This window comes from Streptomyces sp. NPDC000404, assembly GCF_040300365.1.
GTDB classification, from domain to species: Bacteria; Actinomycetota; Actinomycetes; order Streptomycetales; family Streptomycetaceae; genus Streptomyces; species Streptomyces ramulosus.
Genome location: NZ_JBEPDN010000007.1, coordinates 247,989 through 270,358 on the forward strand (window position 1 = coordinate 247,989; position 22,370 = coordinate 270,358).

The 22,370-nt window shown below is 73.2% G+C and carries 20 protein-coding genes and 1 tRNA gene; 5 read left to right on the top strand and 16 right to left on the bottom strand.

From position 1 onward, the window contains the following. Nucleotides 1-109 precede the first annotated feature (109 nt). From ABT345_RS15630 to pdhA, 7 genes are all read right to left on the bottom strand, one after another. Entirely contained in the window at nucleotides 110-1,087 is a 978-nt protein-coding gene (locus tag ABT345_RS15630; RefSeq protein WP_345089134.1) for an NAD(P)H-quinone oxidoreductase, read from the bottom strand. 233 nt (nucleotides 1,088-1,320) lie between these two features. Continuing rightward, complete coding sequence (locus ABT345_RS15635; protein WP_345089137.1) at nucleotides 1,321-2,463, bottom strand: potassium channel family protein; 1,143 nt, start codon at nucleotides 2,461-2,463, stop codon at nucleotides 1,321-1,323. Then, nucleotides 2,460-3,728 (bottom strand): molybdopterin molybdotransferase MoeA, encoded by a 1,269-nt coding sequence (locus ABT345_RS15640; RefSeq protein WP_386460178.1) that lies wholly within the window; start codon nucleotides 3,726-3,728, stop codon nucleotides 2,460-2,462. The genes ABT345_RS15635 and ABT345_RS15640 overlap by 4 nt, the downstream gene beginning before the upstream one ends. A 1,133-nt stretch (nucleotides 3,729-4,861) precedes the next feature. Next, nucleotides 4,862-5,848 (bottom strand): DUF6457 domain-containing protein, encoded by a 987-nt coding sequence (locus tag ABT345_RS15645; protein WP_345089140.1) that lies wholly within the window; start codon nucleotides 5,846-5,848, stop codon nucleotides 4,862-4,864. A gap of 262 nt (nucleotides 5,849-6,110) precedes the next feature. After that, entirely contained in the window at nucleotides 6,111-7,526 is a 1,416-nt protein-coding gene (locus ABT345_RS15650) for a dihydrolipoamide acetyltransferase family protein (protein ID WP_345089143.1), read from the bottom strand. Beyond that, nucleotides 7,526-8,560, bottom strand: coding sequence for an alpha-ketoacid dehydrogenase subunit beta (locus tag ABT345_RS15655; RefSeq protein ID WP_345089146.1), 1,035 nt, complete (start codon nucleotides 8,558-8,560; stop codon nucleotides 7,526-7,528). Before ABT345_RS15655 ends, ABT345_RS15650 begins: the two co-directional genes overlap by 1 nt. After that, nucleotides 8,557-9,726, bottom strand: a complete 1,170-nt coding sequence (gene pdhA / locus ABT345_RS15660) for a pyruvate dehydrogenase (acetyl-transferring) E1 component subunit alpha (protein WP_345089150.1) — start codon at nucleotides 9,724-9,726, stop codon at nucleotides 8,557-8,559. The genes ABT345_RS15655 and pdhA overlap by 4 nt, the downstream gene beginning before the upstream one ends. Before the next feature lie 221 nt (nucleotides 9,727-9,947). On the opposite strand from pdhA, the gene ABT345_RS15665 reads away from it, so the two are divergent. Beyond that, nucleotides 9,948-10,484, top strand: a complete 537-nt coding sequence (locus tag ABT345_RS15665; protein ID WP_345089153.1) for an Lrp/AsnC family transcriptional regulator — start codon at nucleotides 9,948-9,950, stop codon at nucleotides 10,482-10,484. 9 nt (nucleotides 10,485-10,493) lie between these two features. Here the strand turns inward: ABT345_RS15665 and ABT345_RS15670 are convergent, their stop codons facing one another. Then, nucleotides 10,494-11,078, bottom strand: a complete 585-nt coding sequence (locus ABT345_RS15670) for a TetR/AcrR family transcriptional regulator (RefSeq protein WP_345089156.1) — start codon at nucleotides 11,076-11,078, stop codon at nucleotides 10,494-10,496. Nucleotides 11,079-11,424: 346 nt separating this feature from the next. Here ABT345_RS15670 and paaN point away from each other — a divergent pair, with 346 nt between their 5' ends. Next, the gene (paaN, locus tag ABT345_RS15675; protein WP_345089159.1) at nucleotides 11,425-13,107 is read left to right on the top strand and encodes a phenylacetic acid degradation protein PaaN; all 1,683 of its coding nucleotides are present in this window, start codon (nucleotides 11,425-11,427) and stop codon (nucleotides 13,105-13,107) included. A 190-nt stretch (nucleotides 13,108-13,297) separates the two neighbouring features. Here the strand turns inward: paaN and ABT345_RS15680 are convergent, their stop codons facing one another. Genes ABT345_RS15680 through ABT345_RS15690 form a run of 3 tightly spaced genes read right to left on the bottom strand, consistent with a single transcriptional unit; the run spans nucleotide 13,298 to nucleotide 16,075 of the window. Then, nucleotides 13,298-13,999: a TrmH family RNA methyltransferase gene (locus tag ABT345_RS15680; protein ID WP_345089686.1), complete on the bottom strand. Its 702-nt coding sequence runs from the start codon at nucleotides 13,997-13,999 to the stop codon at nucleotides 13,298-13,300. A gap of 43 nt (nucleotides 14,000-14,042) precedes the next feature. Beyond that, complete coding sequence (locus tag ABT345_RS15685) at nucleotides 14,043-15,410, bottom strand: HTTM domain-containing protein (RefSeq protein ID WP_386460172.1); 1,368 nt, start codon at nucleotides 15,408-15,410, stop codon at nucleotides 14,043-14,045. Then, nucleotides 15,407-16,075, bottom strand: a complete 669-nt coding sequence (locus ABT345_RS15690; RefSeq protein WP_345089162.1) for a DUF5819 family protein — start codon at nucleotides 16,073-16,075, stop codon at nucleotides 15,407-15,409. The genes ABT345_RS15685 and ABT345_RS15690 overlap by 4 nt, the downstream gene beginning before the upstream one ends. A gap of 290 nt (nucleotides 16,076-16,365) precedes the next feature. On the opposite strand from ABT345_RS15690, the gene ABT345_RS15695 reads away from it, so the two are divergent. Beyond that, the gene (locus tag ABT345_RS15695; protein ID WP_345089165.1) at nucleotides 16,366-17,508 is read left to right on the top strand and encodes an acyl-CoA dehydrogenase family protein; all 1,143 of its coding nucleotides are present in this window, start codon (nucleotides 16,366-16,368) and stop codon (nucleotides 17,506-17,508) included. Nucleotides 17,509-17,599: 91 nt separating this feature from the next. Here ABT345_RS15695 and ABT345_RS15700 read toward each other — a convergent pair whose 3' ends face one another. The 3 genes from ABT345_RS15700 to ABT345_RS15710 all read right to left on the bottom strand — a co-directional run bounded on the left by ABT345_RS15700 (nucleotide 17,600) and on the right by ABT345_RS15710 (nucleotide 20,310). Beyond that, nucleotides 17,600-17,944: a rhodanese-like domain-containing protein gene (locus tag ABT345_RS15700; protein WP_345089168.1), complete on the bottom strand. Its 345-nt coding sequence runs from the start codon at nucleotides 17,942-17,944 to the stop codon at nucleotides 17,600-17,602. Between the two features lie 10 nt (nucleotides 17,945-17,954). Further along, nucleotides 17,955-18,869, bottom strand: coding sequence for a hypothetical protein (locus ABT345_RS15705; RefSeq protein WP_345089170.1), 915 nt, complete (start codon nucleotides 18,867-18,869; stop codon nucleotides 17,955-17,957). Between the two features lie 232 nt (nucleotides 18,870-19,101). Beyond that, complete coding sequence (locus tag ABT345_RS15710) at nucleotides 19,102-20,310, bottom strand: ABC transporter permease (RefSeq protein ID WP_345089173.1); 1,209 nt, start codon at nucleotides 20,308-20,310, stop codon at nucleotides 19,102-19,104. A 135-nt stretch (nucleotides 20,311-20,445) separates the two neighbouring features. Between ABT345_RS15710 and ABT345_RS15715 the strand changes: the two genes are divergently transcribed. Then, complete coding sequence (locus tag ABT345_RS15715) at nucleotides 20,446-20,880, top strand: MarR family winged helix-turn-helix transcriptional regulator (protein ID WP_345089176.1); 435 nt, start codon at nucleotides 20,446-20,448, stop codon at nucleotides 20,878-20,880. 30 nt (nucleotides 20,881-20,910) lie between these two features. Here ABT345_RS15715 and ABT345_RS15720 read toward each other — a convergent pair whose 3' ends face one another. After that, on the bottom strand, nucleotides 20,911-21,273 hold the full coding sequence (locus ABT345_RS15720) for a winged helix-turn-helix transcriptional regulator (protein ID WP_345089179.1): 363 nt from the start codon (nucleotides 21,271-21,273) through the stop codon (nucleotides 20,911-20,913). 127 nt (nucleotides 21,274-21,400) lie between these two features. Here ABT345_RS15720 and ABT345_RS15725 point away from each other — a divergent pair, with 127 nt between their 5' ends. Next, nucleotides 21,401-22,051, top strand: coding sequence for an FMN-dependent NADH-azoreductase (locus ABT345_RS15725; protein ID WP_345089184.1), 651 nt, complete (start codon nucleotides 21,401-21,403; stop codon nucleotides 22,049-22,051). 175 nt (nucleotides 22,052-22,226) lie between these two features. On the opposite strand, the gene ABT345_RS15730 is transcribed toward ABT345_RS15725, so the two are convergent. Next, nucleotides 22,227-22,310: transfer RNA gene (locus ABT345_RS15730), tRNA-Leu, on the bottom strand. Between the last annotated feature and the right edge of the window lie 60 nt (nucleotides 22,311-22,370).

A 22,370-nucleotide genomic window follows, 5' to 3' on the forward strand; every position in this document is an offset into this window, starting at 1 on the left:
GCCGGGCCACGGAACCGGCCGCGCCGCCGCCCGTCTGCGTAGCGGCGCTGTTGCCGGCGTCTCCGTATCCCTGCCGACGTCGCCGTATCGCCGTCGGCGTCGCCTTCGCTCAGACCGTCAGGACGACCTTGCCGACATGGCTGCTCGCGTCGACCACGCGGTGGGCCTCGGCGGCGTCCGCCATCGGAAGGGTGCAGTCGACGACCGGGCGGACCTGGCCGTTGCCGATCAGCGGCCAGACGTGTTCGCGTACCGCCGCCACGATCGCGGCCTTCTCCTGCAGCGGGCGGGCGCGCAGTCCGGCTGCGGTGATCGCGGCGCGCTTGGCCAGCAGGGCGCCGATGTTCAGCTCCGCCTTCACCCCGCCCTGCATCCCGATGATGGCGAGACGGCCATTGACGGCCAGCGCCTTCACATTCCGCTCCAGATACTTCGCGCCGACGATGTCGAGGATGACATCGGCGCCCTTGCCGCCGGTGGCCTCGCGCACCTCCGCCACGAAGTCCTGCTGGTGGTAGTCGATGAGCACATCGGCACCCAGCTCCGCACAGCGCGCCAGCTTTTCGGCGCTGCCCGCGGTGACCGCGACACGGGCGCCGACCGCCTTGGCGAGTTGGATCGCCATGGTGCCGATGCCGCTGGATCCGCCGTGCACCAGCAGCGTCTCGCCGGGGCGCAGGTGGGCGATCATGAAGACGTTGGACCAGACGGTGCAGACGACCTCGGGCAGCGCGGCAGCGGTCACCAGGTCGATGCCGTCCGGCAGCGGCAGCACCTGACCGGCCGGGACCGCCACCTTCTCCGCGTAACCGCCACCGGCCAGCAGGGCACACACCTCGTCGCCGACCGCCCAGCCGTGCACCCCCGGCCCGAGGGCCGCGATCCGGCCCGCGCACTCCAGCCCCGGGTACGGCGAGGAGCCGGGCGGCGGGTCGTAGAAGCCCTGGCGTTGCAGCAGATCCGCGCGGTTGACGGCGCTCGCCGCGACGTCGATCAGGACCTCGCCCTCGGCGGGCTGCGGATCGGGCACCTCGGCCCAGACAAGGGCGTCGGGGCCACCGGGTTCGGGAATGGTGATCGCTCGCATGGCCGCGAGGCTACTCGCCGGGGGTGCCCGCAGCGACCGTGCCCGCACCGCCGACGCCCGTACGGCCCCCGAAGGGACGCCGTACAACGCAACGCTCGGCCTGTTTCACGTGAAACAGGCCGAGCGGCAAGGGAGTTGACGGCCCTGCCGGTCCACCGTGTTTCGCGTGAAACGGCTCGTTTCACGTGAAACACGGTGGACCGTGGGCCGGGGATCGGCCGGAGGGCGCGCGGTCAGTCGTCGGCGCGACGCATCGGGGAGACGCCGGAGCCCGGCAGCGGCGGCTTGGGCGCGCCGGGCTTGCCCGGCAGATCGGCTTCCTCCCCGGCAGCGGCGCGGACGATCGTGATCAGCCGGTCGGCGGCCTGCAGCGGGCTGGCCGCCGGGTCGTCGTAGCCGAGGAGCCGGTGGCCGCGCAGCACGGAGACGACCAGGTCATCGGTCTCCCGCACCGACTTGCCGACCTCGGACTTCACGACCGGGCGCTCGACCAGATCGAGACCGCTGCCCTGCTGGATGAGGTCTTCCATGACCGTTCCGGCGCTGGGGCTGTGGACGGAGAGACCCAGCAACCGGCCGGCGGCACTCGCCGAGGTGATCACGGAGTCGGCGCCGGACTGCCGCAGCAGCGGGGCGTTCTCCTCCTCCCGTACCGCGGCGACGATGTTGGCCTTCTTGTTCAGCTGCCGCGCGGTCAGCGCGACCAGCACGGCGGTGTCGTCGCGCTGGGTGGCGATGACCACCTGGAGCGCACGCTGGATCTCCGCGCGGGCGAGCACATCGCTGCGGGTGGCGTCACCGACCACGCCCACGAACCCCTCGGCGACGGCGGAGTCGATCACCTTCGGACTCGGGTCGACGATGACGATGCGCTCGCGGGTCAGTCCGGTGGCGCAGAGGGTCTGGACGGCGGACCGGCCCTTGGTGCCGAATCCGACGACGACGGTGTGGTCACGCAAGGTTTTTCTCCAGCGTTTCAGTTGCCACTGCTCACGGGTGCGTTCCGTCAGCACCTCCAGTGTGGTGCCGACCAGGATGATCAGAAAGAGCACCCGCAGCGGCGTGATCAGCACGATGTTCAGCAGCCGTGCGCTGTCCCCGTACGGGACGATGTCGCCGTAACCGGTGGTGGAGAGCGTGACGGTGGCGTAGTAGACGCAGTCGAGGAAGTCGACCGTGTCATTGGCGCTGTCGTGGTACTCGTCGCGGTCGATCCAGACGATGAAGACCGTCGCGACGAGGACGAGCAACGCCATCAGGAGCCGTCTGGCAACCTGCCGTATCGGCTCCACGGGAGTCCGGCGCGGCAGCAGGACCCGGCGGGAGTCGTCCTCGGGGACCTCGCGCGCCGCGGCGTCGTAGGAGGGGAGCTTCACGCGGCGCCTCCGGTCGGGGGTGCGGAAAAGGTGGAGCGTACGGGACGGCCACCGCCGGGGTGTGCGCCGGGTCCGTGTGACGGTCCGGCCCCCTCGGGGCCATACGCCGCGCTCCCCGCCGGCCAGGGCAGTTCCAGCACATCGACCAGGTCGCCCCGGTCGGCGCCGCCGGGCGGGACGACGGCCAGTGCGTCGGCAGCGGCGATACCGCGCAGCATGGCCGATCCGTGGAACGGCAGCGGCGTCGCGGTGCGGCCGTGGCGAGGGTCGTCGCCATAGGCGACCGGGACGAGCCGGGTGTCGTGCGGATGCCCGTCCACCGCCGCGCCCAGCGGGGCACGGAACGGCGTCGCGGGCGGGCGGGCGGCGAGGGTCCGCAGCAGCGGCTCGGCCAGGGTCAGCAGCCCGGAGACCGCGGCGAGCGGGTTGCCCGGCAGCCCCACCAGGTACCGTCCCGGGGCGATCCGGGCCAGCAGCATCGGGTGTCCCGGGCGTACCGCCACGCCGTCGACCAGCACCTCGGCACCGATGCGGCGCAGCGTCGGGTGGACATGGTCGACGGGGCCCGCCGCGGTGCCGCCGGTGGTGAGGACGACATCGGCGGTGGAGCCGGTGATCGCCGCGTGGAGGGCGTCGGCGTCGTCGCCGAGCGGCCGGGGCGCGCCGACCTCGGCGCCCAGCGCCCGCAGCCACGGCCCGAGCATCGGCCCAAGAGCGTCCCGGATCCGGCCCTCCCGGGGCAGCCCGCTGCCGAGCAGCTCATCGCCCAGGACCAGGACCTCGACGCGGGGCCGGGGGTGGACCGTCAGCCGGTCGTATCCGGCGGCCGCGGCCAGCCCGAGCACGGCCGGCGTCACCGGTACACCGGCCGGCAGCAGCGGTTCGCCACGGCTGCATTCCTGGCCGCGGGACCGGATGTCCTGGCCGAGCGGCACGGCACGCGGCGCGGCGAGCCGGACCCGCCCGTCACCGCGGTCGTGGACCTCGCCGTGCTCACTGCGCAGCACCGCGGTGGCGCCGTCCGGGACCCGCGCCCCGGTGGCGATGGCGACGGCGTGCCCGTCGGCCAGCGTCGTACCGGCGTGACCTGCGAGGATCCCCCGAACGTCGCCGTCGTCGCCGTCGTCACCGGCCGCACGGTCGAGGTCCCAGGGGCCGGGGCCGGAGACGGCCCAGCCGTCCATGGCCGAGGTGTCGAACGGGGGCAGGTCGGTCAGCGCGGCGAGCGGCTCCGCCAGCGTCCGCCCCAGCGCGTCCTCCGGCACGCAGGACTCCGGGGCCCGGGGGCCTTCGGCCGCCCGTGCGGCTCGTTCCCGGGCGACCGGCCAGGGCACGGGGGTGGCCGTCCGCCGCCGGGGGCGCGGGGCGCCGGGCGCGGGGCGGTCGGCGGGGGTAGGGCTGTCCGCGGACCGTCCGGGGCGGTCCGCGCCGTCACCGGTGCGTGCGCCGCCGGTGAGCGCGTTCCCGGTGCGTGCGTTCCCGGTGGGGTCGGCCCCCGGGTGGCCGCCGTGTGCGTCGGCGGCGTGGCCGGAGCCGGAGCCCGGTCCCCCGGGGCCGGAGCCGGGATCCGTGGCGGCCGAAGCCGAGCCGTCTCCCGCCGCCGACGACGCGACACAGCCGGGTGCTACGCCGTCGGGCCGAGCACCTGAACTCCCTGCCGCCATCGCCCCGGAGGCGAACGCACCGGAGGCGGCGCTCCCGTCCGGGCCGCTCCGCATCGCACCGAGCGCCATCGGGCCGAGCACCGACACCCAGGAGTCCAGCGGACCGGCACCGCTCCGGCTCACGGTCGCGGCGGCGGGCGCACCGGATGCCGCGACCCCGCACTCCACCGGAACGGGCTCCCCGGAGCCGGGCGCCCGGGCCGCTTCCCGCTCCGGCGCCGTCCGTCGCGCCGTGCCGGCCTCTCCCACCAACCGGACGAGAAGATCCAGGTCGGAGGCCGGGTCGTGAGCCGAATCCGAGGCCTGGTCGTGGGCGGACGGCGTGGCCGGGGCGGAGTCCGGAGGCCGGTTCGGGTCGGGGCTCGGGCCCGGAGAGCCGACCGCTTCCGGGTCAGAGGGCGAGGCCTTGCCCGCGGACCGCGCTCGCTTCGGAGCCGTGGACCGGGCCCGCTTCGAAGCCTTGGCGCGCGCCCGCTTCGGAGCCGGCTCCGCCTCGTCGTCCCCCGCCGCCACGAACGGCGCGTCCGCCACGGCTGCCCGAGGCCCCCCGGGACCGCTGGCACCCGAAGCGTCACTCGCCCCCGAAGAGCCGGAGGTGCCAAGGTCATCACCCGGACCGGCAGCCTTCCCGGAGCCGTCCGCGGCGGACGGTCCGGATTCCGCCGCCTGCGCGTACCGGTCGCCGTTGGCGACGGCCAGCGCGTCGGCGAAGGCGTCGTCGAAATCGCCCTCGGTCACGGAGCGGACTTCGGCTCGGGCCGCCCCGCGTCGCCGGAAGCGCTGCCGCCGGAGGCGCCGTTGCCGACGGCGTCGTCGCCGGAGGCGTTCTCCGCCGCCCAGCGCTCCGCGAGCGCGGCGATCCGCCGGGACGCATCCGTCACGTCACCGCCGCTCTCCTGACGGCCCGCCGCGTACCCGATCAGAAACGTCGTCAGCGGCGCCGCCGGGCGGGCCACTCCGTGCGCCGCATCCCGGGCGAGGTCCAACAGCGCCTTGGTGTCGACATCCAGCTCGATGCCCAGTTCGGCCTTGACTGCGGTGATCCATTCGTCCAACACGTCTCCATGCTCCCTGATCCGGGCGCGGGCCGCGCCGACGTCCTCCCAGGTGTCGCAGTCGAAGGACGCCCCGGCCGGTGCGTCCGCGACGCGTTCCAGCGCCAGGGCGGACGTCACCGCGCGCAGCGGCAGTCCGGACAGCGTGCCGTGTGCCGCGCGCAGCGCCGTCAACTCCCGGTGCAGCGAGGCACGTCGGTACGCCGCCACCAGCGGCTGATCGCGGCCCTGGGCGTCCCGCAGCAGCGCCCCGTCCACGTGGGCGGCGCCGTCCGCCGGCGCACCGGCCACCGCCGCCAGCAGCGCGCGCACCGTGGCCGGGGTCAGAAAGGGCAGGTCGGCGGCGAGGACCAGCACCGTCGGTGCGGCGGTGTGCCGCAGGCCCGCGTCGAGTGCGGCCAGCGGACCGCCGCCCGGTGGGTCCTCCAGGGCGTGCACCACGGCACGGGTAGTCGGGCGCATGGGGCCGACGACGACGGTGGTCGCCGCGTCGGGGCAGGCGGCCAGCACCCGGTCGAGCAGCGGACGGCCGCCGACGGAGAGCGCGGGCTTGTCCGCCCCGCCGAGCCGGCGGGCCGCGCCCCCGGCCAGGACGAGGGCGTCATGGACGGGGAGGGTCCCGTGTGCCCCGGTGCGGCCCGCGGGCGGCCGTCGCGTATCGCTCACCTCTTGAGTATCGCCAGGTCCGCGGCGCTCACACCGCCGACCGCCCGGAGGCCGCCCCGAGGACGAACCGGTACGCGCCCGCCAAGCCGCAGAGGCACCCGCCGTCCGGGAATCGCGCCGGCACACGCTGACCGCGCCAGGACCGTGCACCAGGAACCGGACACCGGAAGACGACCGGAAAACCCGCCCGCCGGCACCGAAACCGCCCCCGGGCCCACCCGCTCCGGAAGCCGCGCCGCCGCACGGCCCCCGGAGCGTCGGCTCACAGCCCCCGCAGCAGAACCGCCGGCTGCTCCACGCAGTCCGCGACATAGCGCAGGAAACCGCCTGACGTCCCGCCGTCGCACACCCGGTGGTCGAAGGTGAAGGACAGCTGGACGACCTGGCGTACCGCCAACTCGCCGTTGTGAACCCACGGTTTGGGGGATATCCGGCCCACGCCGAGCATCGCGGCCTCGGGGTGGTTGATGATCGGGGTGGAGCCGTCCACGCCGAAGACGCCGTAGTTGTTGAGGGTGAAGGTGCCGCGGGTCAGATCGGCCAGGGAGAGCCCGCCGGAGCGCGCGCTCTCGGTGAGCCGGGCGATCTCCGCGGACAGGCCCTCGACCGTACGGGTGTGGGCGTCGCGCACCACCGGCACCACCAGGCCGCGGTCGGTCTGCGCGGCGAAGCCCAGATGGACCTCGGGCAGCCGGACGATCTCCTGGGTCTCGGTGTCGATCGTGGCGTTCAGCTCCGGGAAGCGCGCGAGCGCCGCCGTGCAGATCCGGGCGAGCAGCGCCAGCAGGGACACCTTGGGGGCGCCCGGGGCATTCATCGCCCGCCGGGCGGCGAGGAGTTCGGTGGCGTCGGCGTCGACCCAGCAGGTGGCGTCCGGGATCTCCCGGCGGCTGCGGGTGAACTTCTCGGCCGCGGCCCCGCGCATCCCCCGCAGCGGTATCCGCTCGCCCTCGGCGCGGTAGCGCCCGGTGGCCGTCACGGTTCCGGCGGCGGGAGCGGGGGCCGTGGCGGCCGGGGGCTGCCGTTCCCGGACAGCGCGCTCGACATCCGTCCGCAGGATCAGGCCGTGCCGCCCGGTGCCGCGCAGCGTGGCCAGATCCAGACCGTGCTCCCGGGCCATCCGGCGTACCAGCGGCGAGATGACCGCCACCGTACGGCTCGCGTCGGGCTCCTCGGACTCCGTGGGACCGGCCGTCTCCGGCGCGGCGCCGGACGCGTCCGCCGTGCCCTCGGCCGTCCCGCCGCTTCCGGCAGCGCCGCCGCCACCGGGCCGGACCCGCCGCCGGCGCGCGGCCGCCGCGCTCGTGCCGTAGCCGACCAGGACGTTCCCCGAGCCCTCACCGGACTCCGCCGCAACGGCGTCCTCCGGGGCGCGGGCCTCGTCCGGCGCCGCGTCCGGGGACAGATCCGCGGGCGCCTCCGCGGATGCGGACGCGCCGACCGCGACGGTGATCAGCGGCGCGCCGACCGGGAGGTCCGTGCCCTCCTCGCCGAAGCGCGCGGTGACCACGCCGCCGTACGGGCAGGGCACCTCGACCATCGCCTTGGCCGTCTCGACCTCGACGACCGGCTGATCGACCGAGACCACCTCGCCGATCTCGACCAGCCACTGCACGATGGTGGCCTCGGTGAGGCCCTCCCCCAGGTCGGGCAGGGTGAATTCACGGACCACAGCCATCACTCGCCCCTCCCTTCGGTCCAGTCCGACTCCCACTGGAGGCGGGCGACGGTGTCGAGAATGCGGTCCACTCCAGGGAGATGATGCCTCTCCAGCATCGGCGGCGGATAGGGAATGTCGAATCCCGCCACCCGCAGGACCGGCGCCTCCAGATGGTGGAAACAGCGCTCCGTGATCCGCGCCGCGATCTCGCCGCCCGGCCCGCCGAAACCGCTCGACTCGTGGACGACGACCGCCCGCCCGGTGCGCCGCACCGACGCGCAGACCGTCTCGTCGTCGAACGGCATCAGCGACCGCAGATCGACGACCTCCAGATCCCATCCCTCGGCCCGCGCCGCCTCCGCGGCCTCCAGGCAGACCGGCAGCGACGGCCCGTACGTGATCAGCGTGGCGTCCGCGCCCCGGCGGCGCACCGCGGCGCGCCCCAGGGGCGGCACCTCGCCGGGTGCCTCCGGCGACCAGTCGGCCTTGGACCAGTAGAGGCGCTTCGGTTCGAGGAAGACGACCGGGTCGTCCGAGGCGATGGCGGCGCGCAGCAGTCCGTACGCGTCCTCGACCGTGGCGGGCGTGACGACCTGGAGCCCCGGAGTCGCCAGGTAGTACGCCTCGGAGGCGTCGCTGTGGTGCTCGACGCCGCCGATGCCGCCGCCGTAGGGGACGCGGATGGTCAGCGGCATCGGGAGGGCGCCGCGGGTGCGGTTGCGCATCTTGGCGACATGGCTGACCAGCTGCTCGAACGCCGGGTAGGCGAAGGCGTCGAACTGCATCTCGACCACCGGCCGCAGGCCGTACATGGCCATGCCGACCGCCGTGCCGAGGATGCCCGCCTCGGCGAGCGGGGTGTCCGTACAGCGGTCCTCGCCGAATGTGGCGGCCAGTCCGTCGGTGACGCGGAAGACACCGCCCAGGGTGCCGACGTCCTCGCCCATCACATGGACGGTCGGATCCTCGGCCAGGGCGTCGTGCAGGGCGCGGGTGAGCGCCTGCGCCATGGTGGCGGGCCTGCGCGCGGTGGCGGCGGCGGTGGGGGTCATGGCCGGGCCTCCTGGGCGGGCTCGTCGGTGGCGGCCTCCGCGGCCAGCTCGGCGCGCAACTGGTCCGCCTGCTGCCGGAGTTGGGTGGTGCGCTCGGCGTAGACGTGGGTGAACAGATCGTCCGGATCCAGCCGCGGATCCTCGTTCATGCGGGCACGCAGGTCGGCGGCCATCTCCTCGGCGCCGTCGCGCACCTCGGCGGCGAAGGCGTCGGTGAGCAGGCCCCGGGCGGTCAGCTCGCGCTCCATCAGGGCTATCGGGTCGTGCGCCCGCCACGCCTCGACCTCGTCGGCGGTGCGGTAGCGGGTGGCGTCGTCGGCGTTGGTGTGGGCCTCGACGCGATAGGTGATGGCCTCGACGAGGGTGGGGCCGCCGCCCTCCCGGGCCCGGCGCACGGCCTCGGTGAGCACGCCGTGCACCGCCGGGGCGTCGTTGCCGTCCACCAGCCGGCCGGGCATGCCGTACCCGACGGCCTTGTGGGCCAGGGACGGCGCGGCGGTCTGCTTGGCGAGCGGGACGGAGATCGCGAAGCCGTTGTTCTGCACCAGGAAGACGACCGGCGCCTGCCACACGGCGGCGAAGTTCAGCGCCTCGTGGAAGTCGCCCTCGCTGGTGCCGCCGTCGCCGACCAGGGCGAGCGCGACCGCGTCGTCCCCCTTCAGCCGGGCGGCGTGGGCCAGCCCGACGGCGTGCGGGAGCTGGGTGGCGAGCGGGGTGCACAGGGGGGCGATGCGGCAGGCGCGGGGGTCGTATCCCGTGTGCCAGTCGCCGCGCAGCAAGGTCAGCGCCTCGACCGGGTCGAGACCGCGGGCGACGGCGGCGAGGGTGTCGCGGTAGCTGGGGAAGAGCCAGTCCCGCTCCTGGAGGGCGAGCGCCGCGGCGACCTGGCACGCCTCCTGGCCGGTGGACGAGGGGTAGACCGCGAGGCGCCCCTGGCGGGTGAGGGCGGTGGCCTGGGTGTTGTACCGGCGGCCGCGGACGAGCTGGACGTAGAGCCGCTTCAGGAGCGCGGCGTCGAGCTGCCGGGCGGCATCCGTGCCGAGCACCCGGTGGGGTTCCTCCTCGGGCAGGAGCGGCGCCGGGGCGACGCGGGGGTGCCAGGCGGGCGGCGGGCCGGGCAGGCCGCCCTTGCGCCTGCTGCTGCCGGGCTGCTCAAGGACCGTCATGACGAGCACCTCCTCGAATCGAAGGGGTGGCGCGAAGCGCCTCGTGGGATGGGGGCGGGCGACGGATGGGCAGGATGAGAAAGGGCCGGGGCACCGGCCCTTCCCTACCGATTGTTCGGTCGCCGATGCATTTTGGCTACAGGCGGGCCCAGCCTGTGGACAAACGGTTCTCCACAGCTTCAGATGAAGACAGGGCGTCCACGAAGGGGAGGCGGGACCATATGCCGGACGAACAGATGGCCCATCCCGGCGCAACACCGTCGGGGGCGACGGGACCGCCGCCGCCACCCGTTCCGGCAGCACCTCCGGCCCGCCCGCTGGACACCATCGACCGCTCGATCCTGCACATGCTCCAGACCGACGGACGCGCCTCGATACGGTCGGTCGCCGAGCGCGTCCACGTCTCACGCGCCAACGCGTACGCGCGCATCAACAGGCTGATCGACGACGGCGTGATCCGCGGCTTCAGCGCCCGCGTCGACCAGGAACGGGCGGGCCAGGGCGCGTCCGCCTACATCACGCTGAAGATCGTCCAGAACTCCTGGCGCACCGTGCGCGAGCAGCTCACCGCGCTCCCCGGCGCCTCGCACATCGCGCTGGTCAGCGGCGATTTCGATGTGCTGCTGCTGGTGCACACCAAGGACAACCGCGAGCTGCGGGAGCTGGTGCTGACCCGGATCCAGGCGATGCCGGAGGTGCTGAGCACCCGCACCCTGCTGGTCTTCGAGGAGACGGGGCTGGGCCCGCAGCCCCAGTGAGCGGCCCCGTCAGGAGGTACGCAGCCCCGCGAAGGCGGTACGGACGACCGCTTCGGCGACCTCGTCCCGGCCGGCGCCACGCCCCGGGCGGTACCACTCGACGATCGAGTTGATCATGCCGAAGAGCAGCCGGGTCGCCAGCGGAATGTCGACGTCCGGGCGGAGGTCGCCGTCGGCGGCGGCCTCCTTCAGCAGCTCGGCGACCCGGTGGTCGAACTCGCGGCGGCGCTCCATGGCCCACCGCTCGGTGTCGGTGTTGCCCCGCACCCGCAGCAGCAGCGTCACATAGGGCAGCTCGTCCAGCAGGACCTCGGCGACGCGGCGGGTGACGTACTCCAGGCGCTCGATCGCCCGGCCGCCGGTCGCGCCCGGCTCCTCCAGAACACCGAAGAGCCCGTCCAGCGCACGGCTTATGGCCCGCCGCAGCAGCTCTTCCTTGCTGCGTACGTGGTGGTAGATCGAGGACTTGGAGATACCGGCGGCCCGGGAGAGGTGCTCCATGGACGTGCCGTCGTACCCGCGCTCGATGAACACCTCGACGGCGACCGCGAGCAGCGAATCGGGCGTGTAGGTGTCGCGCTTGGCCATGGTCATGATTACAGCACCCCTTCCGCCGCCCGCGCACGGCGCCTCGGAAACCGGACGGCATCAATCGGCCGTTCACGCAGGTGACCGACTGCTCGCGGAATTCCTGCCGGGCACCGGGGAGCGGCCTCACAGGCGCAGCCCGCGCCCGCGGGGCCGACCACTTCGCCGTACGGGCACGCGCCGCGCACCGTCCGCCGCCCGGCACTTCCCGGCCGAGTTCTCCACAGGCTCACCGGACCCCCTTGCCCCGACCGATCGTTCGGTTACTCTAACTCCGTTGCTCCATCCGCCCAGCCTTTGCGCTCCGCATTCTGTTCACCCTCCGCCCGGTTCGACGAGGAGTTGGTCTTCGATGGCCGCCGACATGACCCCCGCGCAGTTGATCGAGAAGCACCGCCCGACGCTCGACAAGGCGCTGGAGACCATCCGCACCCGCGCCTACTGGTCGCCCCACCCCGAGCACCCCAAGGCGTACGGCGAGACCGCGGCGCCGGACGGCCTCGCCGCCTTCGAGGCGCTGCGCGGCAGCCGCTTCGACCTCGACCAGCCCGGCACCGACGACTGGGTCGGCGAGGAAGTCTCCCCGTACGGCCCGGAGCTGGGCATCACCTACCCGCACCCCGACCCCGATGTCCTGCTGCCCGCGATGCGCGCGGCGCTGCCGGTCTGGCGGGACGCGGGCCCCGAGACGCGGGCGGCCGTCTGCCTGGAGATCCTGGCCCGCATCAGCGCCCGCACCCATGAGTTCGCCCAGGCCGTGATGCACACCAGCGGGCAGGCGTTCATGATGGCGTTCCAGGCCGGCGGGCCGCACGCCCAGGACCGCGGCCTGGAGGCGGTGGCGTACGCCTACGCCGAGCAGACGCGCGTCCCGGAGCAGGCGCCCTGGTCGAAGCCGCAGGGCAAGCGCGATCCGCTGGAGCTGGCCAAGGCGTTCACCGCCGTACCGCGCGGTGTGGCCCTGATGATCGGCTGCAACACCTTCCCCACCTGGAACGGCTACCCGGGCCTCTTCGCCTCCCTGGCGACCGGCAACCCGGTGCTGGTCAAGCCGCATCCGCGGGCCGTGCTGCCGCTGGCCCTGACGGTGCGGGTGGCCCGCGCGGTGCTCACCGAGGCCGGCTTCCCCGCCGACCTGGTGTGCCTGGCCGTGGACCGCCCCGGCGAGGGCCTGGCCAAGACGCTGGCCGTGCGGCCGGAGGTCCGGATCATCGACTACACCGGCTCGACCGCCTTCGGCGACTGGCTGGAGACCCACGCCCGCCAGGCGCAGGTGTACACCGAGAAGGCCGGGGTCAACACCGTCGTCATCGAGTCGACCGACGACTACAAGGGCATGCTCGGCAACCTCGCCTTCTCCCTCTCCCTCTACAGCGGCCAGATGTGCACCACCCCGCAGAACCTGCTCATCCCCCGGGGCGGCATCACCACGGACGCCGGGCCCAAGTCGTACGACGAGGTGGTCACGGATCTCGCGGGCGCGGTCAGCGGGCTGCTCGGGGACGACGCCCGCGCCAACGCCCTGCTCGGCGCGCTGGTCAACCCGCAGGTCAAGGCGCGTCTGGACGGTGCCGGCAAGCTGGGTGAGGTGGCGCTGGCCTCCCGTTCGGTGGCGCATCCGGACTTCCCCGGGGCGACGGTGCGCACCCCGGCGATCATCAAGCTGGACGGCGCGAAGCCGGAGTCGGAGGCGGTCTGCCGGACGGAGTGCTTCGGCCCGGTCTCCTTCGCGGTCGCCGTCGACTCGGCGGACGCCGCCGTGGCGCTGCTGCGGGACACCGTCCGGGAGCAGGGCGCCATGACGGTCGGCGCGTACACCACCTCGCCCGAGGTGGAGCGGCAGGTGCAGGACGTCTGCCTGGACGAGTGCGCCCAGCTGTCGCTCAATCTGACCGGCGGGGTCTATGTGAACCAGACCGCGGCGTTCTCCGACTTCCACGGCTCCGGCGGCAACCCGTCCGCCAACGCGGCCCTGTGCGACGGCGCCTTCGTGGCCAACCGCTTCCGGACCGTGGAGGTACGGCGGCCGGCATGACACACCGCGAGCGGCGCGGGCCATCGGCGACGTTTCACGTGAAACGTCCTGCCGGCTCCGGCCGCCCGTCCGCTGCCGTGCGCTCGTTTCACGTGAAACGTCCGGCCCGCGTCCCGGCCGCCCGTCCGCGGCCGTGCGCTGATGCCCCGGCCGGAGGCCATCTCGCCTCCGGCCGGGGCGTCGCCGTGGTTCAGGGTGCGGTGGGCGGTTCGATGACGGCGTGGCGGCCGATCCAGGCGTGCATGGCGATGGCCGCGGCGGCGCCCGCGTTGATCGAACGCGTCGAGCCGAACTGCGCGATCGAGCAGACCATCGAGGCGTGCCGCCGCGCCTCCTCCGTCAGCCCCGGGCCCTCCTGGCCGAAGAGCAGCACGCAGCGGCGCGGCAGCGCGGTGGTCTCCAGCGGCACCGCGCCCGGCAGGTTGTCGATCCCGATGATCGGCAGCCCCTCGGAAGCGGCCCAGGCGGTCAGCTCCTCGGTGCCCGGATGGTGCCGGACGTGCTGGTAGCGGTCGGTCACCATCGCACCGCGACGATTCCAGCGCCGCTGCCCGACGATATGGACCTCCTTGGCCAGAAAGGCGTTGGCGGTCCGCACCACGGAGCCGATGTTGAAGTCGTGGCCCCAGTTCTCTACGGCGACATGGAAGTCATGGCGCCGGGTGTCGAGATCGGCGACGATCGCCTCCCGCGTCCAGTAGCGGTAGTGATCGACGACATTGCGCCGGTCGCCCCCGGCGAGCAGCTCCGGGTCGTACCGGTCGTCCTCCGGCCACGGCTCCGGGTGCGGCCCGACGCCGATCTTCGGACCGTAGCCCTCGTCGTACTGGAGCGGTTCGGCCGCGGCGGACGGCTCCGCCGCGGCGCCGGGGCCCTGCTCGGCCGGGATGATTGTCTCGCTGCTCACCCCACGAGCGTAGAACCCCGCCGAAGCGCTACGCACCGGCCGGTGCCCGCTCCCCCTCCTCGACGGCGGACGGCTCCACCGCGCCGCCCCGCCCGCCGCGCCGGGTGCGAAGCGCCGAGATCCGGCCGCCCACCCAGGTCAGGAAGGACGTCGGCAGGAACACCAGGTCGGCCGCGACCATCGCCAGGGAGAAGAACGGCAGCCCGAGCAGGAACGCGATCGACAGGTGCTCGCAGACCATCACGACCAGCAGGACGTTCTTCAGCCGCCGGTTGAAGACGGTGAACGGGAAGGCGACCTGCACGATCACCGTGCCGTAGGTGATCAGCAGCACCAGCAGCCCGCTCGTGCCGAGCAGCGCGGAGAGCTCCGGCCACGGCGAGAAGTAGTCCAGGTGCATCGGGTAGTAGACCGCGGTGCCGTCCTGCCAGCGCGACCCCTGGATCTTGAGCCAGCCGGCGGTCGCGTAGACGAGGCAGACCTGGGCCATGATCACCAGCAGGGCGCCGTTGTGCAGCACCGCACCGAGCACATCGAGCACGGTCCGCGGCTCACCCGGGGCACGGCGGTCCACCACCCACCGCAGCCCGTGCGCGGCCCACAGCAGCCACAGCGCCAGCCCCCACCCGACGTACGGGAACGGGCCGTGCCCGAACCAGCTCAGGCCGTAGCAACCGAGCAGCTGGGCGACCGCGAGGGCCAGCCCCAGGACGGTCCACAGCACGACACCGGGCAGATCGCGCCCGGCGGCCGCACCCCGCTCGGCCGCGCGCCGGGCACGACGGGCGTCCAGCGACCACACCTGGCCGCACCGCGTCAGCACCAGATACATCGACATCAGATGGATGACGTTGTCGCCGCCGTCGCCGAGCAGGATGCTCCGGTTCTGCAGCGACAGCACACCGAGCATGAACAGCACCGACATGGTGCGGGTGCGCCAACCCAGCATCAGCAGCGCGGCGGAGACGACCGCGAGGAGATAGACCACCTCGAACCAGCCGCGCCCGTCCGACCACGGCAGCATCGAGAAGGCGTGGTTGCCGTCGAGCAGCCGCCGCGCCATGTCCAGGCTGAACGGGCTGTCCGGCCCGTAGAGCGCCGCCCGGTGCGGCCACTCGCGGAGCAGGAACAGCAGCCAGGTGGCCGCGAACCCGATCCGGACCACCGCCGTCTGGTACGGCGCCATCGACCGCCCGGTGACCAGCCGGAATCCACGTCCTACGAGGCGTTCGACACGGGTCTCGGAGGGCGGCGAGGCGGCGGGGACGGCGGGTGCGGCAGGCGCGGCCACCGAGGCCGGAGCGCCCTCCCGGGCCTGCGGGACCCGCCGGTCCTCCGGGTGCTCCCGCTCCTGCCGGTCCCGCTGATCCCGTGGTGCGTCCGGTGCTGCGCTCACTTGGTCTTCGTCCCCTCGGGCAGATCGGCCGTGGTGACTGGCCACCAGGGCAGCACGCGGAACGCGGGCTTGTCGCTGATCTTCTCGCTGCTCCAGTGCGGCGGGGCGATCGCCGTCGTCACCGAGCGGACCTGAAGCCGCTCCGGACGGCCCTGCCGCGACCACTGCGGCCCCATCCGCTGCATCACGATCCGCCGGAGGTACTGCTCGGACAGCTCACCGCGCACCCCGATCGCGGCGTTCTGCGCGTTGTGGGTGCTGCCGAAGTACTCCCAGGCGCGGCGCAGTTGGTTCTGCTGCGTATGGCTGGGCACCGGATTGTGGTGGATCGCCCGGGTGTCCTGCGCGGTGAGATCGGTCCACCCGGTCGTCCGCAGCCCACCGTCGCCGGCCCGCAGCTCCGCGCGCACCTGGACGGCGACGTTCTGCTGCATCGGATTGGGGGCGAACAGCTTCCAGTTCTGCTCGTACTCGGGGTAGACGTACTCACCGATCGCCGAACCCTGCGCCTTGGTGAGCGTGTTCTCCGGCGCGACGTGCAGAAACATCATGGCCAGATGGATCGCCACCGCCACGGCCACGGCGCTGACCGCCAGGCATATGACGATCCGCGAGGGCAGCGAGAGCGCGGCCACCGGCCGCGATTCGTCCCCGATTGACTGCATTCCCGCCCCGTTCCCAGATTCCCGATCGGCCCACTACGCCCCGGAACCGTACCCACAGACCCCGACCGGGCACAGCTTCACCCGGCCCCCGTCGGCCGCACCGCAGGACAGAACGCCCGGGGCCACCCCCCGGAGCGGATCCACCGGACACGCATCAGGCCCCGGTCCGTACGCGCCCTCGCACTCAGCAGGCGGGGAACCGCCGGTCTCCGGCCGTACGCATTCCCAATTCCTGCAACCTGTTCTACCTTGACGCTCCGTCAGGTCAGCCGCCCGCGGAAGGACAACCAGTGGACTTCACCTTCACCGAGGAGCAGCAGGCCGCCACCGAGGCGGCGAAGGCCGTGTTCGCGAAGGTGGCACCCGACGCGGTGCCGAGCCCGGCCCTCACCGCGGGCGCCGTCGCCGACGACTTCGACCGGGACCTGTGGCGCACCCTCGCCCACGCCGACCTGCTGAGCCTGCTGACCGCGCCCGAGTACGGCGGCGCCGGACTCGACCCGATCGCCCTCTGCCTGGTGCTGCGCGAGGCCGGCCGCGTCCTCGCCCGGGTCCCGCTCCTGGAGTGCGTCGCCGCCTCCCACCTGCTGCAACACCACGCCCCCGAGGCGGTACGCGCCGAGCTGCTGCCCCGTATCGGCCGCGGCGAACTGGTGATCACCACCGCCTCCGCCGGCCGCACCGGCCACGACGCGGCACCACTCGCCGTCACCGCGCGGCGGGACGGCGAGGGCTGGCTGCTCGACGGCGTCCAGACCGCCGTCCCCTGGGCCTACGGCGCGGACCGCGTACTGCTGCCCGCGCACACCCCCGACGGCCGGACGGTCCTCGCCCTCGCCCCGCTCACCGCCCCCGGACTCACCCGCCACGAGCAGATCTCGACCACCGGCGAACGCCACGCCGAACTGCGACTCACCTCGGTACGCCTCGACACCCCGGACGTCCTGACCGCCCCCGGCGCGGCCGAAGCGCTACAGCAGCTGCTGACCTGCGGAACCTGCGCCCTCGCGCTGGGTCTGGGCGAGGCGGTGCTCGCGATGACCGCCGACTACACCGGGAAGCGCGAACAGTTCGGCTTCCCCCTCGCCACCTTCCAGGCGGTCGCGATGCAGACCGCCGACCGGTTCATCGACCTCCGGGCGATGGCGGCCACCCTCTGGCAGGCCGCCTGGCGCATCGGTACGGGCGCGGCCGGAGCGCTGCCGCCGGAGGGGGATGTGGCGGTCGCCAAGATCTGGGCGTCGGACGGCATCCGCCGCACGGTGCAGACCGCACAGCATCTGCACGGCGGCTTCGGCGCGGACACCGACTACCCGCTGCACCGCTACCACGCCTGGGCCAAAGCGCTGGAACTCTCCCTCGGCCCCGCCGCCGCCCATGAGGAAGCCCTCGGCGACCTCCTCGCCGCACATCCGCTGCGCGAGGAGGGCTGAGCCGAGGGCTGCCACTGAAAGGGGCCGCCGTCACCGGAGGGAACGGCGGGAAACGATCGGAAAGCGGGCCGGAGAACGGCCCGCCCGGGCCTCAGACGACCGCGCCGGTGCCGCCCTTGCCGTCCGTCACCGGACGGCCGGCGGCCTCCCACGCCTGCATCCCGCCGACGACGTTCACCGCGTCGATGCCCTGCTGGATCAGATACTGCGCGACCTGCGCGGACCGTCCACCGGAGCGGCAGATCACATAGACCTTGCCGTCGGCCGGCGCCGCCTCGGTCAACTCGCCGTAACGGGCGACGAAATCGCTCATCGGAAGGTGCAGGGCGCCCTCGGCGTGCCCCGCCGCCCACTCGTCGTCCTCACGGACGTCCAGCAGGAAATCCTCGGACGTGAGCGCGTCGACACCAACGGTGGGCAGAGAACCTGTGTGCATGCCCCCGACGCTACCCGACCAGCTGGGTGAGGTATGCCTCACGCTCGGCGACATCGGCGAGCAGCTTCTCGGCGATCTCGTCCAGCAACCGGTCCGGGTCCTGCGGCGCCATCTTGATCATCGCGCCGATCGCGCTCTCCTCCAGCTCGGACGCGGCCGCCGCCAGCATCTCCTTGCGCTCCGCCAGCCACTCCAGCCGCGCGTACAGCTCCTCGCTCGCGCTCAACCGCTCCTCGGCGGGCACCGGACCGGCCTCCCACTCCCGCGTCAACGCGCCCAGGGCCGCCTCGTCCCCCGCGGCATACGCGGCATTGACCCGCGCGATGAACGCGTCCCGGCGCAGCCGCTCCGCATCGTCCCGCGCCAGATCCGGATGCGCCTTGCGCACCAGATCGCGGTAGGCCCGGCGGGCCTCCTCGCTGGGGCGCACCTTCTGCGGCGGCTGCACCGGCTGCTCGGTGAGCATCGCCTGCGCCTCCGGGAACAGCCCGTCCGACCCCATCCAGCCGTGGAACAACTCCTCCACCTCGGGCATCGGCAGCACCGCCGCCCGCGCCTCCTGGGCCTTGCGGACGTCCTCCGGGTCACCGGTCCGCGCGGCGACCGCCTCCGCGATCTGCGCGTCCAACTCGTCGAGCCGGGCATACATCGGGCCGAGCCGCTGATGGTGCAGGCGGGAGAAGTTCTCCACCTCCACCCGGAACGTCTCCACCGCGATCTCGAACTCGATCAACGCCTGCTCCGCGGCGCGCACCGCCGTCGCAAGCCGCGCGGTCGCCGCCGCCTCGGCAGCACCGTCCGCCCCGGACGCCCCCGGCACATCCGTCGCATCCGCCGCCCCCCTGGAGTCGGCGGCATCCGCCGCTCCCGTGGCGTCGGCGCCGTGCCGGCCGTCCTGCGCGTTCTCCGCGTACGAGTTCGTCACCCGGCCAGCGTACGGCCCTGGGGGCGGGGGGCGGATTGGTGCGGGGGGGGGGCGGGAGTGGTGCTGGAGGTGGGGGTGGTGCCGGGCTGCCTGCGAACCTCTGGGGCCCTCCCCGTCCCAGCCGCCACTCGCCCGCCGGCCACCGCCGCGGACAGTTCCGCGTGATCGGCCTCCGTCCGGTCGGGCGCTCCCGCCCACCGCCGGCGCAACACGCCTCCGGCGGCGCCCCGGCTCACACCCCCACCGCCTCCTCCATCTCCTCTTCCTCCGCGGCCTGTTCGGCGTTCGCGCGGTCCGCGCCGCGGCGCCCCGCCCCGGTGCGCGGTCCGCTCTCGGTCACCGTGGCCGCCACGGCCGCTGCCGCCACCGCCGTGGCGCGTTCGGCCGCCTCGCTCTCGGCGGCCTTGCGGCGCCGCTCCGCCAGGCCGGCGACGGTGATCACGACGGCGCCGACGAGCAGCCAGACGACCAGGGTCCAGACGTGTCCGGCCAGCCCGTGACCGTCGAAGTAGACGTGGCTGCGGGTGCCTTCGACGAAGCCGGCGCCGTTCCAGAAGGAGTGCAGGGCGGCGAAGAAGCCGTTCTGCATCTCGGGGCGGAAGATGCCGCCGGACGAGGTGAAGTTGAGCATCACGAAGAGGGCCATCACGCCGAGCGTGGTCCAGCGCTTGAGGAAGGTGTGCAGTCCGACGCCGATCAGCAAGATCCCCGCCGAGTACAGCCAGGCCATGCCCCACAGCCCCCACAGCCCGTGGTCGACGAGGTGGAAGACGGGGCCGGCGAACAGCACCCCCAGGATGCTCACCACGAAGGACATGCCGGCCACCAGCGCGGCCCGCAGCCGCATCGGGAGGACCGCCCCGGCGCCGCCGATCACCGCGACCGAGGCGTACGAGCCGATGCTGATCGCCACGAGCAGGAAGAAGATGCCCTGCCCGGTGGGGTCGTCCTTCGCCGTCGGCGCGATGTCGGTGACCGTCAGCGGTTGGCCCTGCGCGGCGGCGAGCGGCGTGAAGATCTTCTGGACCACGGTGGCGCTGGTGTCCGATCCGGCGGTGGCCACGAGGAGTTCGGGCGCCGGCCGCTGCCCGCCGTGGGCCGCGCCGCCCTTGAGGACGTACGCGCCGAAGATGTCCTGGTGGCGCAGTTGTTCCACGGCGTCCGCGCGGTGCGCGACCGTCCGTACCTGGAGTTCTCCGGCGGCCTTGTCGTTGATCGACTGGGCCAGCAGCTGGGCGCTCGGCCCGGAGCCGACGACGGCGACCGGCAGGTCGTGCGGTGCCGGGTTGGCGAACGCTCCGAGGTAGGCCAGGCCCATCCCGATGCACATCAGCAGCGGGGTGATCAGGTGCGTCAGTACGTGGCGCAGCCCGGCGGCGTGCGGGTTGCGGCGTTGCTCACGTCCGTGATCGGGGTGGTGGTCGGAGCGGACCGGACTCATAGGGCATGCCTTCTCACGCTGGTCGGAACGGCTGCGGAGCCAATGGATGGCTTTTGCAACTCTCACATCGAATTGGTTGGCTTATGCAACCCAATTCACGTTGTACTATACAACTACATCTCGGAAAGGCAATCCATGACCCAGCGCGACGCGTCCGTCGAGATCATCCAGCGGCAGCTCACCGCCTTCGCCCGGCGCGCCCGCGCCACCGCCGCCCGCATCCATCCCGAGCTCTCCCTGGTCTCGTACACCCTGCTGGCGCACCTCGATGACCAGCAGGGATGCCGGGCGACGGACCTTGCGGCGCATTACCTGCTGGACAAGTCGACCGTCAGCCGGCAGATCGCCGCGCTGGAGAAACTGGGGTTCGTGGAGCGCCGATTGGACCCGGAGGACCACCGCGTACAGGTACTGCACCCCACACCCGCGGGCGCCGCGGTGCTGTCGAACGCCATGACCAGCCGCCGCCAGGCCTTCCACGAGCGGCTCGCCGACTGGGACGAGGCCGATCTCGACCGCTTCGCGTCCTATCTGCTGCGCTACAACGCCGCGCAGGAGCTGAAGGGCTGACCGCGGCGGCCCGCGGGGCGCTTCCGGCGGTTATTTGCGGAAGCGCTCCGGGCACTGCCCGCCCTCGCCCAGATATGTCTCGGCCCACCGCGCCAGCTCCTTGAGCGCGGACTCCATGGCGAGCCCGGCTTCCGTCAGCCGGTACGCGACGCGCAGCGGAGGCCCGGCGTCCACCTCGCGCACCACCAGGCCGGTCGCCGTCAGCTCCGCGAGGCGGTCGGAGAGCATCCGCTCGCTGATGCCGGGGATCGCCCGCCGCAGATCGGCGAAGTGCACCGGCCCGGGCATCAGCGTGGCCACGATCAGGCCGGTCCAGCGCTTCCCGAACAGCCCGAAGACGCGCGTCATCCCGCCGTCGACCTGCCTGCACACCGCCTCGCCGTGGTCCGCCATGGCTCCAGCCTACCGCCCTCTCCGTTGGGTACTGCGGAAAAGTAAGTACCTGTGTTATGAATAGTCACGTACAAAGTTCAACCACTTAGCCGTGCCGCGTCCGGCCGCGACCGAAGGACCGATCACCATGGCCACTCTTCTCCACCTCGACTCCTCCGTCTTCCCCGAGGAGGGCTCCGCGTCCCGCGCCGTGACCGCCGCCTTCCGCGCGGCCTGGCAGGCGGAGCACCCCGAGGGCACCGTCATCTACCGCGACCTCGCCGCCGACCCGCTGCCCCACCTCGACGGCACCGCCGCCTCGGCCGGCTTCTCCGACCCGGCCACCCACACCCCGGAGCAGCAGACCGCCTTCGCCCTGCGCACCCGCCTCGCCGAGGAGCTGGAGCAGGCCGACGCCGTCCTCATAGGCGCCCCGATGTACAACTTCACGATCCCCTCGACGCTCAAGGCGTGGATCGACCAGGCGCTGATCATGGGCCGCACGGGCGGCGCCGAGCCCTCCGCCAAGGGCACCCCCGTCACCGTCGTCGCCAGCCGCGGCGGCGCGTACGGCCCGGGCACCCCGCGCGAGGGCTTCGACTACGTGCAGAACGTCCTGCAGGTCCTGCTCGGCGACGGCTTCGGTCTGGACGTCGACTTCATCGTCCCCGAGCTGACCATGGCCCCCGCCAACCCCGCGATGAGCGAACTGATCCCGCTGTACGAGGCGTCCCGGGAGAAGGCGCTCGCCGAGGCCGCCACGAAGGGCCGGGAGGCCGCGGCCCGCGCCGCCGCCTGACACCCACGACTCCGTACGCCCCGGGGCCGGCCGCACCGCGCCGCCCCGGGGCCGCACCGGTTGATGCCCCGCATCCCGGACAAGGCGATCTCCCGCCCCCGGAACGGGAGATGTGAGAAGCACAACGAAAGACCCCCGGTCTCCGGATTTCTCCGGAGACCGGGGGTCTCATCTGTGCGCGAGGGGGGAGTTGAACCCCCACGCCCTTTCGGGCACTGGAACCTGAATCCAGCGCGTCTGCCTATTCCGCCACCCGCGCATGGGTGTTGTCGTTTGATTCTCTCACGCGATCCGGGTTTTTCTTTCCCGTTTCGGGGGG

Coding starts and splice junctions, on each gene's coding strand:
- ABT345_RS15630 (WP_345089134.1), bottom strand. CDS start 1,087: ATGCGAGCGATCACCATTCCCGAACCCGGTGGCCCCGACGCCCTTGTC.
- ABT345_RS15650 (WP_345089143.1), bottom strand. CDS start 7,526: ATGGCTGTGGTCCGTGAATTCACCCTGCCCGACCTGGGGGAGGGCCTC.
- ABT345_RS15655 (WP_345089146.1), bottom strand. CDS start 8,560: ATGACCCCCACCGCCGCCGCCACCGCGCGCAGGCCCGCCACCATGGCG.
- pdhA (WP_345089150.1), bottom strand. CDS start 9,726: ATGACGGTCCTTGAGCAGCCCGGCAGCAGCAGGCGCAAGGGCGGCCTG.
- ABT345_RS15665 (WP_345089153.1), top strand. CDS start 9,948: ATGCCGGACGAACAGATGGCCCATCCCGGCGCAACACCGTCGGGGGCG.
- ABT345_RS15670 (WP_345089156.1), bottom strand. CDS start 11,078: ATGACCATGGCCAAGCGCGACACCTACACGCCCGATTCGCTGCTCGCG.
- paaN (WP_345089159.1), top strand. CDS start 11,425: ATGGCCGCCGACATGACCCCCGCGCAGTTGATCGAGAAGCACCGCCCG.
- ABT345_RS15690 (WP_345089162.1), bottom strand. CDS start 16,075: ATGCAGTCAATCGGGGACGAATCGCGGCCGGTGGCCGCGCTCTCGCTG.
- ABT345_RS15700 (WP_345089168.1), bottom strand. CDS start 17,944: ATGCACACAGGTTCTCTGCCCACCGTTGGTGTCGACGCGCTCACGTCC.
- ABT345_RS15710 (WP_345089173.1), bottom strand. CDS start 20,310: ATGAGTCCGGTCCGCTCCGACCACCACCCCGATCACGGACGTGAGCAA.
- ABT345_RS15715 (WP_345089176.1), top strand. CDS start 20,446: ATGACCCAGCGCGACGCGTCCGTCGAGATCATCCAGCGGCAGCTCACC.
- ABT345_RS15720 (WP_345089179.1), bottom strand. CDS start 21,273: ATGGCGGACCACGGCGAGGCGGTGTGCAGGCAGGTCGACGGCGGGATG.
- ABT345_RS15725 (WP_345089184.1), top strand. CDS start 21,401: ATGGCCACTCTTCTCCACCTCGACTCCTCCGTCTTCCCCGAGGAGGGC.